General features: G+C 37.1%; 17 protein-coding genes. All 17 read left to right on the top strand.

Annotated elements, in window-relative coordinates; all coding sequences use genetic code 11:
* The first annotated feature begins 11 nt into the window (after nt 1-11).
* The 17 genes from GGQ84_RS01685 (at nt 12) to GGQ84_RS01605 (ending at nt 16,017) form a co-directional block, all read left to right on the top strand.
* Nucleotides 12-1,931, top strand: coding sequence for a molybdopterin biosynthesis protein (locus GGQ84_RS01685; RefSeq protein WP_429158290.1), 1,920 nt, complete (start codon nt 12-14; stop codon nt 1,929-1,931).
* 3 nt (nt 1,932-1,934) lie between these two features.
* Nucleotides 1,935-2,426, top strand: a complete 492-nt coding sequence (gene mog / locus GGQ84_RS01680) for a molybdopterin adenylyltransferase (protein ID WP_429158287.1) — start codon at nt 1,935-1,937, stop codon at nt 2,424-2,426.
* A 206-nt stretch (nt 2,427-2,632) separates the two neighbouring features.
* The gene (gene groES, locus GGQ84_RS01675; RefSeq protein ID WP_429158284.1) at nt 2,633-2,917 is read left to right on the top strand and encodes a co-chaperone GroES; all 285 of its coding nucleotides are present in this window, start codon (nt 2,633-2,635) and stop codon (nt 2,915-2,917) included.
* Nucleotides 2,918-2,978: 61 nt separating this feature from the next.
* Nucleotides 2,979-4,613, top strand: coding sequence for a chaperonin GroEL (gene groL / locus GGQ84_RS01670; RefSeq protein ID WP_429158281.1), 1,635 nt, complete (start codon nt 2,979-2,981; stop codon nt 4,611-4,613).
* Between the two features lie 343 nt (nt 4,614-4,956).
* A complete protein-coding gene (locus tag GGQ84_RS01665) occupies nt 4,957-5,115 on the top strand; it encodes a hypothetical protein (protein ID WP_429158278.1) in 159 nt (52 codons plus the stop codon).
* A gap of 55 nt (nt 5,116-5,170) precedes the next feature.
* On the top strand, nt 5,171-5,482 hold the full coding sequence (locus GGQ84_RS01660) for a nucleotidyltransferase family protein (protein ID WP_429158275.1): 312 nt from the start codon (nt 5,171-5,173) through the stop codon (nt 5,480-5,482).
* Entirely contained in the window at nt 5,469-5,816 is a 348-nt protein-coding gene (locus GGQ84_RS01655; protein WP_429158272.1) for a HepT-like ribonuclease domain-containing protein, read from the top strand. The genes GGQ84_RS01660 and GGQ84_RS01655 overlap by 14 nt, the downstream gene beginning before the upstream one ends.
* Before the next feature lie 344 nt (nt 5,817-6,160).
* The gene (locus GGQ84_RS01650; RefSeq protein WP_429158269.1) at nt 6,161-6,622 is read left to right on the top strand and encodes a hypothetical protein; all 462 of its coding nucleotides are present in this window, start codon (nt 6,161-6,163) and stop codon (nt 6,620-6,622) included.
* Nucleotides 6,623-6,717: 95 nt separating this feature from the next.
* Nucleotides 6,718-7,542, top strand: a complete 825-nt coding sequence (locus tag GGQ84_RS01645; RefSeq protein ID WP_429158267.1) for a hypothetical protein — start codon at nt 6,718-6,720, stop codon at nt 7,540-7,542.
* A gap of 188 nt (nt 7,543-7,730) precedes the next feature.
* The gene (locus tag GGQ84_RS01640; RefSeq protein WP_429158265.1) at nt 7,731-8,663 is read left to right on the top strand and encodes a TIGR01777 family oxidoreductase; all 933 of its coding nucleotides are present in this window, start codon (nt 7,731-7,733) and stop codon (nt 8,661-8,663) included.
* A gap of 80 nt (nt 8,664-8,743) precedes the next feature.
* Nucleotides 8,744-9,406: a rubredoxin-like domain-containing protein gene (locus GGQ84_RS01635; RefSeq protein WP_429158262.1), complete on the top strand. Its 663-nt coding sequence runs from the start codon at nt 8,744-8,746 to the stop codon at nt 9,404-9,406.
* Complete coding sequence (gene rbr, locus GGQ84_RS01630; protein ID WP_429158259.1) at nt 9,393-10,571, top strand: rubrerythrin; 1,179 nt, start codon at nt 9,393-9,395, stop codon at nt 10,569-10,571. The genes GGQ84_RS01635 and rbr overlap by 14 nt, the downstream gene beginning before the upstream one ends.
* A 208-nt stretch (nt 10,572-10,779) precedes the next feature.
* Nucleotides 10,780-12,093, top strand: a complete 1,314-nt coding sequence (locus tag GGQ84_RS01625) for a diguanylate cyclase domain-containing protein (protein ID WP_429158256.1) — start codon at nt 10,780-10,782, stop codon at nt 12,091-12,093.
* 770 nt (nt 12,094-12,863) lie between these two features.
* Nucleotides 12,864-13,745, top strand: a complete 882-nt coding sequence (locus GGQ84_RS01620; RefSeq protein ID WP_429158253.1) for a polysaccharide deacetylase family protein — start codon at nt 12,864-12,866, stop codon at nt 13,743-13,745.
* A 127-nt stretch (nt 13,746-13,872) separates the two neighbouring features.
* Nucleotides 13,873-14,376: an RNA polymerase sigma factor SigV gene (gene sigV, locus GGQ84_RS01615; protein WP_429158250.1), complete on the top strand. Its 504-nt coding sequence runs from the start codon at nt 13,873-13,875 to the stop codon at nt 14,374-14,376.
* A gap of 2 nt (nt 14,377-14,378) precedes the next feature.
* Nucleotides 14,379-15,278 (top strand): anti-sigma-V factor RsiV, encoded by a 900-nt coding sequence (gene rsiV, locus GGQ84_RS01610; protein WP_429158247.1) that lies wholly within the window; start codon nt 14,379-14,381, stop codon nt 15,276-15,278.
* A 28-nt stretch (nt 15,279-15,306) separates the two neighbouring features.
* A complete protein-coding gene (locus GGQ84_RS01605) occupies nt 15,307-16,017 on the top strand; it encodes a copper amine oxidase N-terminal domain-containing protein (protein WP_429158244.1) in 711 nt (236 codons plus the stop codon).
* Nucleotides 16,018-16,924 lie beyond the last annotated feature (907 nt).

Genomic DNA, 16,924 nt, shown 5'->3' with positions numbered 1-16,924 from the left:
GGAGTGGCCTAATGACAAAGCAGAAACGCTATCTACACAATAAACCAAAGGAGCTGGCCTTAGAGGAATTGCTAGCAGCCCTTAATGAAGCGGAGTATTTTGGGGATTTGACCGAAGAAGTTGACTTGCAAAATGCCCGGGGGAGAGTGACGGCAGAGCCTATTTTTGCAAAAACATCATCGCCCCATTACCCTGCATCGGCTATGGATGGAGTGGCAGTTCGGGCAAGGGATACTTATGGAGCTCAGGATACAAAGCCAAAGATATTACAATTGGGAGAGCAGGGAAAGATTGTGGACACTGGTGATCCAGTTCCCGCAGGCTTTGATGCAGTTATAATGATAGAAGACGTTCACTTTATCAATGATAAGGAAATTGAGATAATCAAGTCGGTATACCCTTGGCAGCATGTCCGGCAAATCGGTGAAGACATTGTGGCAACAGAGATGGTGCTGCCTGCTAGACATGAGATTAACTATTACGACATTGGCGGCATTGCAGCAGCGGGAATTACAAAGGTAAAGGTATACAAAAAGCCTGTGGTTACAATAATACCCACAGGCACAGAGCTAGTAACACCAGGATCTGACTTAAAGCCAGGGGACATTGTTGAATACAACACACTTGTCCTAGGTGGCATGGTAGAAGAATGGGGTGGGGTAGCAAAGCGACACCCCATAGTTATAGACGATTACAATCTAATTAAGGAAGCGGTAGCTCAAGCTGTTAAGGATTCAGATTTGGTAATAGTTAACGCTGGTTCTTCCGCAGGGAGAGAAGACTATACCTCTAGTGTAATCGAAGAGCTAGGGCAAGTTTTGACCCATGGAGTAGCTATTAAACCAGGAAAACCAACTATCTTAGGAGTAGTTCAGGGTAAGCCTGTATTGGGTATGCCTGGCTACCCTGTTTCTGCGGCTTTAGGATGCAGACTATTTGTACGCCCACTCATGTATAAGTTTTCCAATGGTCTAGAACCTGCCGCCAAAACAGTGGAAGCCAATATGTCGCGAAAATATGTATCGCCCTTAGGAAGTGATGAGTACCTGCGAGTGAAGCTGGGCAAGATCGATGAGAAACTGGTAGCCATGCCCATCTCTAAAGGGGCGGGAGTTATCTCATCTATGATAGAAGCAGATGGAGTAGTGGTAATTCCCGATAACAGTGAGGGTTTAAATGCAGGTGAGTCAGTTCAGGTTGAGCTGTTAAAGGATTTAGCTCAGGTTGAAAATACTGTGGTTGTTAACGGTAGTCACGATATCAGCCTTGATATTTTAAAGGATTTCTTAAGTAAGCAGACAAACTATCACTTGAGCTCATCTCACTCGGGGAGTTTAGGGGGATTAATGGCCCTTAAGCGCGGTGAGGCTGACTGTGCTGGTATTCACCTTTTAGACCCAGAAACAGGTGAGTACAATATTACATATGTTAAGAAGATGCTAGGTAATCAAAAAGTAAAGGTGGTCAATTTAGCATATAGACAACAGGGAATTATTGTACCAAAGGGTAATCCTCTAGGTATTGAGGGAATTAGTGACCTGACCAAAAGAGGCATTAGTTTTGTCAACAGACAAAAGGGCTCTGGAACCAGAGTGCTACTAGACTATATGCTGAACAAAGAAGAGATTGCTCCAGGAGATATTGATGGGTACCAAAGAGAAGAATACACTCATTTAGCAGTAGGAGCTGCGGTGGAAAATGGTACAGCTACAGCAGGGCTGGGGATTTTAGCTGCGGCAAAGGCCTTTGACTTGGACTTTATTCCTATCTTTGAAGAGAGATACGACATCTGTATACCTGAAAACTCTTGGCAAAAGGAAAGGGTGCAAGAGTTACTAAACCTAATTTCAAGGGATGATTTTAAGAATGCTATTGTAGGTCTGGGTGGATATGATATGAAGGACAGCGGTAAAGTTATGTGGGAGGTGTGATAAATGTTATCTATTGCAATCTTAACAGTTAGTGATAAGGGAGCTGTGGGTCAGCGACAGGATAAAAGTGGTCCCACTATAGAGGAAAAGGTAGAAAAAATCGGTGGAAAAGTAATAGCCTACTCCATAGTTCCTGACGAAATAGAGGACATTAAAGTAGCTTTATGTGAAATGTCAGACCAAAAGAAAGCTGATGTAGTGTTTACTACGGGAGGTACAGGGTTTAGTCCCAGGGATGTCACTCCTGAGGCAACGGAAGCTGTGATAGATAGGAAGGCTCCGGGTATAGCTGAGGCTATGCGCCATGAGAGTATGAAAATCACACCAAAGGCCATGCTATCAAGAGCTACAGCTGGCCTCAGGGGAAAAACCATAATTGTCAACTTGCCAGGTAGTCCTAAGGCAGTAGCAGAGTGCTTGGACATAATATTGCCTGCGCTTCCTCACGGCGTGGATATATTACAGGGTAAAACTGGTGAATGTGCTAGGAAGTAAAATTTACGAAAAGCCCTATAACCTAGGGTTTTCTTTTTTTTTGAAATTTATCTGGAAAAATATGAATAAAAAAATTTTTTTAGGGAAATCTTTTAAAAGCACTTGATTTTTGAGAAATATTTGCTATTATATTTAGTAGTAGATGTTAGCACTCACTTTAGGTGAGTGCTAACAATAAATTAACAAAAATTAAAGGAGGTATCTACATGAACATTAAACCATTAGGTGACAGAGTTGTCATCAAAGCATTAGAGGCAGAGGCAAAAACAGCAAGTGGAATTGTACTTCCAGATACTGCTCAGGAGAAGCCGCAAGAAGGAGAAGTTGTAGCGGTAGGGGCTGGCAGAGTAGAGGACGGAAAGAAGATTGAAATGGAAGTTAAAGTAGGAGACAAAGTAATCTACTCCAAGTTTGCTGGTACAGAAGTCAAGCATGGTGGTCAAGAATACCTAATCCTTAACGAGAGAGATATTTTAGCAGTTGTAGAGTAAGACTCTCAAAAATAACTATTACATATATTTTAGAACAGATAATCTGAGGAGGGAATATTAAATGGCAAAGGATATCATTTTTGGCGAAAATGCCAGACACGCTCTTGAAAGAGGTGTAAACAAGCTTGCTGACGCAGTAAAAGTAACCTTAGGACCAAAAGGTAGAAACGTTGTGTTAGATAAGAAGTTTGGTTCACCTACTATCACTAATGATGGTGTAACAATCGCTAGAGAAATAGAACTAGAAGACGCTTTTGAAAACATGGGAGCTCAACTTGTTAAAGAAGTTGCTACAAAGACTAACGATGTTGCAGGTGACGGGACAACGACAGCAACAGTATTAGCTCAAGCTATGATTAGAGAAGGTCTTAAAAACGTAGCTGCTGGTGCTAACCCAATGATCGTACGCAGAGGTATTCAAAAGGCAGTAGAGGTTTCTGTAGAAGAGATTAGAAGTATTTCTAAGCCAATTGAGAGCAAAGAAGCTATTGCACAAGTTGCTTCAATTTCAGCTGCAGACGAAGAAATTGGTAACTTGATCGCTGAAGCTATGGATAAGGTTGGTAAAGACGGTGTAATCACTGTTGAAGAATCTCAAGGTATTGGTACAACTTTAGACGTAGTAGAAGGTATGCAGTTTGACAGAGGATACATTTCTCCATACATGGTAACTGACCCAGACAAGATGGAAGCTGTAATGGATGACGCATACATCCTAATTACTGACAAAAAGATTTCAGCAGTAAGTGATGTACTTCCAGTTCTTGAGAAAGTTGTACAATCAGGCAAGAAGCTAGTTATTATTGCTGAAGATGTAGAAGGCGAAGCTTTAGCTACTCTAGTAGTTAACAAGCTAAGAGGAACATTTAACTGCGTGGCAGTGAAAGCACCTGGATTTGGTGACAGAAGAAAGGCAATGCTACAGGATATCGCTATCCTAACAGGTGGTCAGGTAATCAGCGAAGAGGTTGGACTTAAGCTAGACGCTGCAACTCTTGACATGCTAGGTCAGGCAAGACAAATTAAGATCGGCAAAGAAGAAACAGTAATCGTTGACGGTCAAGGAGACGCTACTGAAATTGAAAACAGAATAGCTTCAATCCGTCGTCAGGTTGAAGAAACTACTTCTGATTTCGATAGAGAAAAGCTTCAAGAAAGACTTGCTAAATTAGCTGGTGGTGTAGCGGTAATCGGTGTTGGTGCAGCTACTGAAACTGAAATGAAAGAAAGAAAGCACAGAATTGAAGACGCACTAGCTGCTACAAGAGCTGCCGTAGAAGAGGGTATCGTTGCTGGTGGTGGTACAGCCCTAATCGACGTTCTTGCTGCGCTTGATGGAGTGGAACTAGAGGGAGACCAGCAAGTTGGCATCAACCTAGTTAAAAAGTCGCTAACAGAACCGGTTAAGCTTATTGCCAACAACGCTGGACTTGAAGGTTCAGTAGTAGTTGAAAAGGTTAAGAGCGCTGGTACAGGCGTAGGCTTCAATGCAATAACTGAAGACTATGTTAACATGATTGAAGCTGGTATCGTAGACCCAGCAAAAGTAACAAGATCAGCTCTTCAAAATGCTGCTAGTATCGCTAGCATGGTGTTGACAACTGAAACACTAATAGCTGACGAGCCAGAAGAAGAAGGTGCAATGGGTGGCGGAATGCCAGGTGGAATGCCAGGCGGAATGCCAGGCATGATGTAAGAAAGTAAAAATGTAAATTGGCCAATTTACTGATTGGGGCCTCTCATGAGTTCAACAAACTTTTGAGGGGCCTCTTTCTTTTTGCCTTGTGTCACATGCGTTCCAATATCTCCTCAAACCCCACACCAGCAGCTGCTAAAAGTTATGTATGAAAATATCATTACGCTGCATAATAAAATTTACATAAAACTTATGGATATCTATTGCAAAATATGGCATATAATAATTAACCGGAGAAACCCGGTTATTTTGTCTTTTTTTCTCTTATCCTATCACAATTAAAGGGAAGTGCTTTGATATATTGAAGAAATAATTATTTAGGAAAATATTATCAGTTTTTAATGTGCGAAGTAAACTTATGGTTGCAAAAATAGATGGGCAGATATTAAAGGAAATCACAGCAGAGATTGCGAAAACAGATAGGGAGATAGAGCAGATGCGAAGCAATATTAAAAACGAAGCTCATTTTAACCGGAAGGTGGCAGAAGCAAAGGTTATTTGATAGATTGACGGTTTAATTGTTGGCTAACATATAAATAAGAAGGGAGAGAGTTTTATTGGGTGACTATAATAAAATTGATATTTCAAAACTTGACTTGAGTGCATTTTGTCGAAAATATAATATAAAAAAAATATCTTTATATGGCTCTGCCTTGAAAGGGAAGTTGAAAGAAAATAGTGATATTGACTTGCTAGTAGAATTTGAAGAAGGCTGCAGTCCTGGTTTTTTCCAACTGAGTGACATGGAAGAAGAGCTTTCTCATTATTTTGGCGGTCGCAAGGTTGATTTAAGAACAGCTAATGACTTAAGTCGATACTTCCGAAATAATGTTATTGCGGAAGCGGAGGTGCTGCATGTTGAATCCTGATTTGGTAAGGGTTAAGCATATGGTTGATGCAGCTGAGGAAGCTATAGAGTTCACTAAGGGCAAAACTAGAGCAGACTTAGAGGATAATCGGATGCTCAGTTTGTCTGTAGTGCATTTATTAGAAATAATAGGTGAGGCAGCTAATAAAGTATCCCCTGAATTCCAATCTAAATATAATAAGATACCTTGGCGAGGTATTATTGGAATGCGGAACCGCCTTATTCATGGGTACTATGATATTGACCTAAATATAGTATGGAAAACTGTATCATCAGACATTGAGCCTTTATTATCAGAGCTAAAAAACATAATAAAATATGAAGAATGTCAATAATTTTAAATATGCTAAGGAGTTAAATATTAGAATAGGCCTAACTTATTGTCTAAGGTTATAATAAGAGTAACAAAAAAGTAACGCAAGCATGTAAAAAGCATTAATTTATGTTAATCAAGTTACAATTGGCCAATGTACTGATCCCAGGCCGGAGGATATTATCAAGGAATTTAAAATTTAGCGAAGCAAGTGGGCTGTGCTCTAATGAGTAGGCCCATTTTATTTATGCAAAGAGAACAGTAAAAGTGTAGAATTAATACCAAAATATAGTAGGCATATCAGTAAATGTGTCGAAAGGGTTAATATGAGAATTATACTCAGAAAAGGGGGCAATGTTTTTTATTATGAAATTTAAAGAGCTAATAAGCTATATAATTATTGGATTAATTGGTATATTACTTCTAAATCTATATTCTGCTAATTCATTAGAATTGAGAGAAGCTATAGACAGATTAATGCACGAAAAAATATTTAAATTGCATCTTTTAGGAGTTCTTTATATTTTTATGTTAGGTATATTAGTAAAATGGCGAACTGTTTTGAAACTTGTTACAAGAAAAATTAAGTTGAAGCTTAATTCGCTCCTCATTCCTGGAATTATTTTATTGTTGATAAGTTCAATACCTCCAATATATATTTTGTCTATACCAAGTCAAATTGGTTTTGCCTCAACGTTTCTTCCGTTTCCTAGGGGAAATGTAGGCATTGATATGTTACTAGGTCCATTAATTCATGGTTCAATTCAACCAATGTTAAGTGCTCTGTCAGGAGTTATAATAATCCAAGGATTACATAAAAATGAATGACACTTTGAATGTCTTTGTAGCAGCACTCATAATTGTAACCCTTTTTACTTGATGGCAGAAAAAAGAAAATATAGAATTAAAGAGAGGAGATCTATATGGCTTTAAAAAAAATGACAGTAATCATACTCCTGTTACTTATTTTTAGTTTAGGGGTGTTAGGATGTAGTGATGTTAATACAGATGGTGAAAAAGAGAAAAGTGTTCATGCAAAAGATGATGTAGTAAAAGCAGAAATCAAAGACAGCGATACTTTAGTTGTATCCTGGGTAGATAGACCTGAAGGATATAATGTTCGTATAGGATCATTAAAAAGAACAGATAGCAAATTAATTGTTGAATATAATCTATATATACCAATGACACCACTATCAAGAGATCTACATGAGGAGGAAACACAGGCAATTGCTTCTAAAAGAGAAATGGGTAACTGGCTTAGTGGAATTACAGAGTTGAAATTGGTTGGGGGGTCAAAGAGTTATCCACTTCCCATGACTACAGAAGCAGTAGGATTTTATAAAAAGCAAATAGATGATAGTTCAATAGAGGTTTTTGCTATTACCGATGGACTACATGAAGGATTTACGACATTAGAATTAGATTCTGAAAAAAGCTATGACCTTCCAGAAAAAAACTCTATGATACAATATACTTATAATAGCACTTACATTAAAGAGGAAGGAAGAGAAACAATACTAGAGGATATTAAAAAAACGAATGAAATTACTTTTAGTGGGGAGTTAATAGGACTGGCAGACAGCAATTTTGCTGAATTTAAAGTTGGAAATGAACTTATTACTCTACAGGTAGCTGATGAATTAGAACTAACTAAAGGAAAAAGGGAAACATTTATTTTAGAAAAAAGTGATGATAGCTTTAATATTTACGATGCTACTGTAAAAGCAATATATGATAGGAGCTAAGGATAAAATTTCGCAAAATATGTATACATTAATTAGCCGGAGAAATCCGGCTACCCCTGCCCTGATAACTATTTTTTCTTTTGTCTTGAGTGACGTGCTTGACCCGAAACCATTTAAAGGGTTTTGGAATTAATTGCCGAAATATGCTAGAGAGTACGCTGTTACTTTACTCTAAAGGAGATGTGTTAGTGAAAATACTAATTACAGGTGGAACTGGCTTTATCGGCAGTGAAGTATGCAAAAAATTAGTTGCAAGAGGGCATCATGTGGTTGTCTTAACTAGAATCAACGAAAAGCCAAGGGCTAATCTGAACTTATCTAAAATTTCGTTTGTTGAGTATCCATATGCACCAGACAGCATAATTCCCTCAGAACTTATGGCAGATATTGAAGGAATAATAAATATGGCTGGAGAACCAATTTTTTCTGGTCGCTGGACCGAACCTAAAAAACAGAGAATTTTAGATAGTAGAGTTAACATAACTAAACAGTTGGTAGATAGCATTGCCTCCCTTCCTGATAAAAGACCTGAGGTTTTAGTAAGTGCTTCAGCAGTAGGCTATTATGGTCCAAGCGATGATAGCATTCTCGATGAGAGTGCACCTCCTGGAAGTGACTTTTTAGCTCAAGTTTGCAGAAGGTGGGAAGAGGAAGCGATGAAAGCAACAGCATCTGGCACTCGGACAGTGACCTTGCGTACAGGAATAGTACTTGACAAGGGTGGTGGGGCTTTAGCGCAAATGGTTCCCCCTTTTAAGTATTTTGTTGGGGGGCCCATCGGAGGTGGAAAACAGTATTTTTCTTGGATACACAGAGAAGATATGGTGGATTTATATGTACAAGCAGTTGAAAATCCTAACCTCTCCGGGGCAGTTAATGCGACCTCTCCTAATCCGGTTACTATGGGCGAAGTAAGCCTTACTTTAGGCAGAGTCTTAAACAGGCCATCATGGCTACCGGTTCCAGCTTTTATGGCCAAAATGCTTATGGGAGAAAGCGCTCAGGTTGTAGTCACTGGACAAAGGGTTATCCCGCAAAAGCTCTTGGCTGCGGGCTTTAAATTTAAATACTCAGATATCCAACATGCTTTAAAAGTAAGTCTGAAAAATCATCAAGATTAATCTAATTTAAAACATATTATTGTACTTGGAAAATATAAGAAGTACAATGGATTAAAACAAAATAGGAGGAGGGCTGTATAATGAAAAAATATATCTGCTCTGTATGCGGCTATGTATATGATGAAGCAACTACAGGCATAAAATGGGATAATTTGCCTGGCGACTGGGTCTGCCCTTTATGTGGAGCTACTAAGCAAGAATTTGTAGAGCATCAAGATGATAATCAGGATAGTGAACAGGATTTAGCTGTAGGCATGGATAACCTTGGTGAGCTGCGAGAATTATCCTTTGGAGAGCTAAGCGCATTATGGTCTAATCTATCAAGGGGATGTAAGCAACAATATCGGGAAGAAGAAGCGGATTTGTTTAACACCCTTTCAGGATACTATAAAAGCAAAACCGAATCACCTACTCAAAGAAGCATAGAAGATTTACTGGCACTAGTTCAACAGGATTTAAGTTCAAATTATTTACGTGCCAATAGTGTGGCTGCGCAAGAAGCGGATAGAGGTGCACTAAGGTCACTCAAATGGGGAGAAAATGTGACAAAAATATTAAATTCACTACTTAGCCGTTATAAACAGCAAGGAGATACTTTTTTAGAGAATACGAACCTTTACATATGTGAGATGTGCGGTTTTATTTATACGGGAGATGAAGCTCCAGATATATGTCCAGTATGCAAAGTTCCCAAGCTAAAAATAACACAAGTACAAAGGGGGCAGGAAAATGCGCGCAGTTAGAAATATAAGGTTATGTACAAAGGATTGCCTTTGTCTTTATGTATGTCCTACTGGGGCTACTAACACAGAAACAGGACAAATTGATGCTTCGAAGTGCCTAGATGAATGCCGTGCATGTGTGGATGCCTGTCCATCTAACGCTATATCTCTAGTACCAGATAAGTATCCTCCTCAACAAGAAAAAACAGATAGTGTTAAAAGAGCTTTGCTGCCCTTGGTAGAAAGCAAGGTGAAGCAGGAAAAAATTTCTGAAAATATTTTGAAAAGTTCTGATAATCTAGTGCTAAAGCAGCTTGCTGAAGCATTCACCAAATCTAATCGCATCATGGCTGAAGATAATCTTCGCGAATCCGGTTATATGCTTCCTCAGAGTCAAAATGTTCAGGATCTACTTCGCTCTATGCTTGAAAACCAACAACCAGATGATTTTCCAAAAGAGGCAGTTAGTAGACTGCTAGAACTTCTTGAAAAAAATAATACAAAATCGCAGGGGGAGAATAAGATGGTTAAATATCGCTGTACAGTATGTGGTTATATCCACGAAGGAGAATTGACGGAAGATTTTAAATGCCCAAGGTGCAAACAACCAGCTTCAGTTTTTGAAAAAATGGAGGAAGAAAGTACAAGCAAAAATGTATATGCTGGTAGTAAAACAGAAAAGAACTTAATGGAAGCTTTCTCAGGAGAGAGCCAAGCGAGAAACAAGTACACATATTTCGCAGCTATTGCTCAAAGAGAAGGATATGAGCAACTGGCTGAAATTTTCCTATTAACAGCGCGAAACGAACAAGAACACGCCCGCATTTGGTTTGAAGAACTTGGCAAGCTAGGGAATACAGCTGAAAATCTATTGCAGGCTGCTGAAGGCGAAAACTATGAATGGACTGATATGTATGATCGCTTTGCCAAAGAAGCAGAAGAAGAAGGCTTTGGTGAATTAGCTGAAAGATTTCGCAAAGTTGCTGCTATTGAGAAAGCCCATGAAGAGCGCTATCGTACTTTATTAGAAAATGTGAAAAAGCAAAAGGCCTTTGAAAAAAGCGAAGACACCAATTGGGAATGTCGAGTCTGCGGACACCTTTTAGTTGATAAGAAGGCACCAGAATTTTGCCCTGTTTGTAAGTACTCTCAGAGCTATTTTGAAGTGAGAAAAGAAAACTATTAAAAAGCTCTCCCTAAGCGTTTAGGTGTTAGTTTTTACTACTTGATGGTATATCATTAGAGTAAAATTCATAGTGGGCATGATCCTGTAATTTGGTTGCTTTGTGGTGATTCAATTATATTACAGTTGGGTCCACTATGGATTTTTTTATTTAGTTCAATTTAATTTTACAATTAAGCAGAATAAAATGCAGAAAAGAGGACTGGTCCTAATGAAAGATCATTACTTAAAAAATGAATTATATGAAATGGTTAATAGTGATACAAGTATTTTTGAATTTATACAATCAGGGTCTTTAGATGGCATTTGGTATTGGGATTTAGAGAATCCTGAAATAGAATGGATGAGCCCTAAATTCTGGGAAACACTAGGGTACAATCACGATGAAAAAAAGCATCTGGCCAGTGAATGGCAAGATATTATTTTTCAAGAAGATTTGATACTAGCCATAGAAAACTTAGAAAAACACTGTATAGACCCAAATCATCCATATGATCAAATTGTACGCTACAAACACAAAGGTGGTTCTACAGTATGGATAAGATGTAGGGGGTTAGCTATCAGAGATGATAATGGAAAAGCAATACGTATGTTGGGAGCGCATACTGATATTACAGATTTAAAGGAAGCAGAAAAGAAGATTTCAAGATTAACTAAAGAATATGAGAAAGTATTTAATAATACCCAGGATGCTATTTTTCTAATAAAAGTCTTAGATAATGGTGAATTCCGGTATGTTCGAAACAATCTTGCTCATCAAAACAAGACCGGTATTCTTCTTGAACAAATAATAGATAAATCTCCGCAAGAACTACTTGGCAAAGAAATGGGAGATGTCGTTGTTAACAATTATAGAAAATGTCTAGTAAACAAAAAGGGCATCACTTATGAAGAAGAACTAAGTTTACCTGGTGGAAATCGTATTTGGTTAACAGCATTAACTCCAGTTGTTGAAGATAATAAAGTGTCTCACATTGTAGGATCAGCAACAGATATTACGGAACGTAAAAAATTAGAAATAGAGTTGGAAAAGCACGCTAACTACGACAGGCTAACCGGATTACCCAATAGAAAATTATTTTTTGAACGATTAGAAAGACTAATTATTGAAAATGAAAGAGATAATGCCCATTTTGCACTACTTTTTATTGATTTAGATGGGTTTAAAGATATCAATGATAATTACGGTCATGAAGCTGGAGATGAGGTTTTGATCACTGTCGCGAAAAGAATACAAAAGTGCATTCGAAAACCAGATACAGCTGCAAGAATGGGTGGGGATGAATTCACAGTTATTCTTCGTAACATAGAAAACAGAAAAGTGATAGATACACTTGCTAAGAAAATCCATAAAGCATTAGAAGAAGTCATGCATATCGGTGATCATACTTGCTATGTCAGTTCTTCTATTGGTATTGCAATATACCCAGACAATGGTAGAGACAGTGAAACATTATTAAGAAATGCAGATTCTACAATGTATAAAGTAAAAAGAAATGGGAAAGGTGGGATTGAATTTTCTTAAGCATAGCAGTAGAAATAAAACCCTGTTCAAATAAACCACACAGTGACCACATCTTGTGGTAAAAAAATATTACCAGTTCGCAAACACTGTCAGCGATAAAGAGTATTTCTTAGCGAAAGTTAGACTTAGGGAAATAAATGATGAGGTGATGTTATATGTCTTTTGGCAAAACTAGAGGCTTCCTGTATAAGTTAGCAAAGTTACTCGGTGACATATCTGCAATATCATCAGGCAACCCCAAAAAAATAGCGAAAAGAGCCGGCAGAAGAACGGTTGGTAGAGCTACAGGCAAAGGAATTGGGAGATTGTTTAAGTAGGATTATTATAGCAACTATAAGGAAGCAGGCATGCATAGAAACCACCTAGCCATGCCTGCTTTTATTTTAATAATAAATTCCAGCCGGCCACTAAATCGCTGTTAAATTCAGCACCAATAACCAGAGCGATATAGTGGCCATTTTTGTGGTCCTTCCTCTCGGGTCATCCTCACCCACACCCCATGGAGGTAAACGGGGACTATTGAAGCAGGGGAATTACGAGGTCAAACAGTTGAATTATACATATATTTAGTTTCATAGAAGAAAATTTAGAGAAAATAAAAAAATATACAACTTTATATAGGTAGATGAGCGTCTATAAGATGTAATGCAAAGCAGAAGGGAGGGACTGTATGTTAAATTAATCATGGAATATTGATGGAGTTATAGTTAATCGTCTAACCAAAATGAGTGAAATAAGATAACTATGTATAAGCACCAGGAGGGAAAATTGTGAAAAAGGTTAAAAAAATTATATGGTTAATTGGCCTAATATATGTTTTTTGTGCGATGGTTAATGGTGATGCTGTAATATCGTCTATAACAACCGAGGCAGAAACTACACCTATAGAAGATAGTGCAAGCTATCTTCCAGATAAGGAAGGTAAAGAAAATAAAATTACAGATCCTAACAATATGGGTGATTCTAAAAAAGAGCATCTAGATTCAGAGATTTCTTCAGGTCACATAATAAGTCAGGAGACATTAAATAAAATTTATGAACAGAATGGGGAAAAGGTAGCATACCTGACATTTGATGATGGGCCAGCTCCTGGGGTTACTCCGGAGATATTAGATATATTAAATAGGGAAGAAATTAAAGCAACATTTTTTCCTATAGGAGAGAATGTGAAGAAATATAGTGATATAACCAAACGCATCTATGAGGAAGGTCATGATATAGGCAATCATACATATTGCCATATTTACAAAGAAATTTACTCCAGTCCGGAGAGTCTTATCAATAGTCTTAAAAAAAGTGATGAAATTTTACAGGCAGTTTTGGGGGAAAGATATCACTTTAATGTAATGAGATTTCCAGGAGGGTCATTTGGAGATAAGCTAGCACCTTTTAGAAAAGCTGTAAATGAAGCTGGATATAGCTACATAGACTGGAATTGCATAACTGGTGATGGAGAGGTAATAAGCGCCCCTACTGATAGATTGATAGAAACACTTAAGAAAACCTCTCAAGGAAAGGAGAAGTTAGTTATATTGATGCATGATAGTGCAACTAAAGCTACTACAGCTGAAGCTCTTCCAGACATAATTCAATATCTAAAAGATGAGGGATATAGTTTTAAACCTTTATCTCAGATAGAAGAAGGCTACTAATTCATCATATTTAAGAGCAATTTTCTAAAAAAATTAGATTATACAACTTTTTTAAATATACAACCGTCTATTAAGTGTAAGGCAATAAGGTGTGCACCAAAGTGGAAGAAAGGGGAAATTAGCGCTAATGGGTAGAAGTGATATAGAAAAAGAAATTGAACAGTATATTCTTGAAAACAAAGAAATGCATTACAGGCTAGCCTATAGTTATGTAAAAAATAAAGAAGATGCATTAGATATTGTCCAAGAATCTATCTGCAAAGCTATTTCATCAGTGGGATCTTTAAAAGATCCCACTTCTATAAAAACTTGGTTTTATAAGATTATAGTAAATACCTCAATAGATTTTCTTAGAAAAAGGAAGAGGTTGATTATTGGGGATGAAGAATTTTTAGCTACATTTGATTCTGGTTTACTTGATAATTATGAGGATATAGATCTAAAAAAAGCACTAGAAGAGTTGCCTGATAATTATCGTAGCATAATCATATTAAGATACTTTGAGGATTTTAAAATAAAAGAAGTTGCTGAAATTCTAGATGAAAACATTAACACAATCAAAGGGCGATTATATAAAGCATTGGAGAAGTTACGAATTAGAATGAATGATTATTACTACGAGGAGGATTAATTATGAAAGATAAAAAAATTGAGAAGCTAAAAAAAGAATATATGGATGCATCTATTCCTGGGGAATTAGATCTTGTTGTGAAAAAAGCTCTAAAGCAAGGCAAAAAGGATTCTAGGAGAAAGCAATATAATAAGATGTTTGGAGCAATAGCGACTTCAGCAGCTGTTGCTACAATGATTTTTACAATAGCTGTCAATACTAGTCCAGTCTTTGCAAATACGTTGTCAAGTGTGCCAATTGTTAGTAATATTGTAAAGGTGTTGAGTATTAATGAGCATATTATTGATGAGGGTGGGTATAATGCTGACATAAAAACTCCAGAAATAAAAGGATTAGAAAATGAAGATTTACAAAATAGTCTAAATGCTAAATACATTGAGGATAGTAAAAAGTTATACGATGAATTTATTATTGATATGGAAGACTTAAAAGAAAATGGAGGAGGCCATTTAGGCATTGATAGCGGGTATGAAGTAAAAACAGATACTGATAGAATTCTTTCAATAGGGCGTTATGTAGTAAATACAGCAGGATCTTCTTCCACAACATTTAAGTATGACACTATAGACAAGGAAAAAGAGATTTTAATTACATTGCCAAGCTTGTTTAAAGATGACACTTATGTTAATATCATTAGTGAAAACATTAAAAAACAAATGATAAAACAGAATAAAATTGATGAAAATAATATTTATTGGGTTGAAGGAATAAATGATACAGGTCCGATGGAATTATTTAAGAAAATATCAAAAGAACAATCTTTTTATATAAATGAAGAAAATAAACTAGTGATTTCATTTGACAAGTATGAAGTAGCTCCAGGGTATATGGGTGTTGTAGAGTTTGTCATACCAACTGATATTCTATCAGATGTTTTAGTTAGCAATGAATATATAGAATAGATAAATTATAAAGATAGGAGATGTTATTATGAATAGTAAAAGAGTAATTGGTTTAATTTTTATAGTGCTTATGTTTTTTGGTAATGTAGCTTTTGCTGGTGGTGAAAACCAAAATATTAAAACTGACAGATTTGATTCAAATTTGGTAAGTTCCGATAATATGTTAAAACTGAACATTACCGATGAGACTGACATCATTTTGGAAGATGGAACAGCTTTTGAGGGTGAATTAGCGAACAGAAAACTAGTTGTAACCTATGAAGCCTCTACAAGAAGTATTCCAGCGAAAACTACCCCTACAGAAATAGTAGTATTATTTGAAAAAGCAAGTGTTCCGGTGTATAAACTAGCGGAAGATGAAAAAGAGGCACTGGAGATAGAATTTTCTGAAATAGAAATTATTGTTAATGAGAAAAGAATACAAGCTCCTGATGCATATGAAAATGATCAAGGTACTATTATGGTTCCACTTCGTGCAATTTCTGAAGCTATAGGTTATGAGGTGAATTGGAATCAAAAGTTAAATAGTGTTACAGTTGGTAAAGGTATCTCTGTAAAGATAGGTGAAGATAATTATATCTGTATGAAAATGGCTCCAATCCAATTAGGGACTGCACCTGAACTAAAGGACGGGAAAACATATGTCCCTTTGAACTTTTTTAGAAAAGTAGTAAATATGAATAATGCATACATTTTTGAATCACAAATTGTTATAGATAATGCGAAAATAATGAAATAATAACTTTAGTTGCTTCATAGTGGGGCAAATAGACATTACCTATTTCATACTTATAGATAGGGACTTAAAGCTAAAAATAGAGTAATTTAGTTGTCAGGCATGCATAGAAAACAACTATCCATGCCTGACTTTATTTTATAACCAACTCAGCCGGCCACTAAATCGCTGCTAAGCCTAGCAGAATAACTAGAGCGATATAGTGGCCATTTGTGGTCCTTCTCCCGGGTCATCCTCATCCGCAGCACCTTGGCAGCCTGGCTAAGCTTTCCCTTTAGCCCTCCAGCTGCCAAAGAGCTGCTAGGTCTTTCCTGGTGCAGACTAGCCTTCAGGCAAGCGAGCAACTCCTGCGGCTAGACTGCACTTCCTCATTCCTTAATTAGCAACAGGATTTTTCAGTGCGGGGCACTGCCGTTTAATGATGAGACAGCACCGAGATACATGAAGTATTTACCTTATTGGGCATAAATAGTTTTAACTTGCCGGTAACTTGCAAGTAAACAAAAATAGCAAACTAGAGCTCTGAAAAACCCAAATAGCCTAATTTACTTATGAATTTAACTTGCTGGTAACTTGCATTTTCAAGACTCCAGTAATCTCCTAGAGTAAATAGACGTAGTTTACTGCATATATAGGTAGGGATTTAAAGACAAAAATAGTAAATATAGATACCAGGCATGCATCCTACATTCCCGGAAAGCTGTAACGATGAAAATGCTCTAAAGGCCGATAAATTAAGGATTTAATGGCCATTTTTCTTTCCTTTTTTCTCGTTATGTGTTATAATAAACATAACGAGGAGGGAGTAAACATGTCTGCAATTATTCGTCAGACAGATAAGAGAACCGGCATTACATACGTCTATGAATCTGTTTCGTATTGGGACAAAGAGAAACAGCAGTCCCGAGCC

Source organism: Desulfitispora alkaliphila, from assembly GCF_050433185.1.
Lineage (GTDB): Bacteria > Bacillota > Desulfitisporia > Desulfitisporales > Desulfitisporaceae > Desulfitispora > Desulfitispora alkaliphila.
This window is presented reverse-complemented; position numbering and strand designations above follow the sequence as displayed.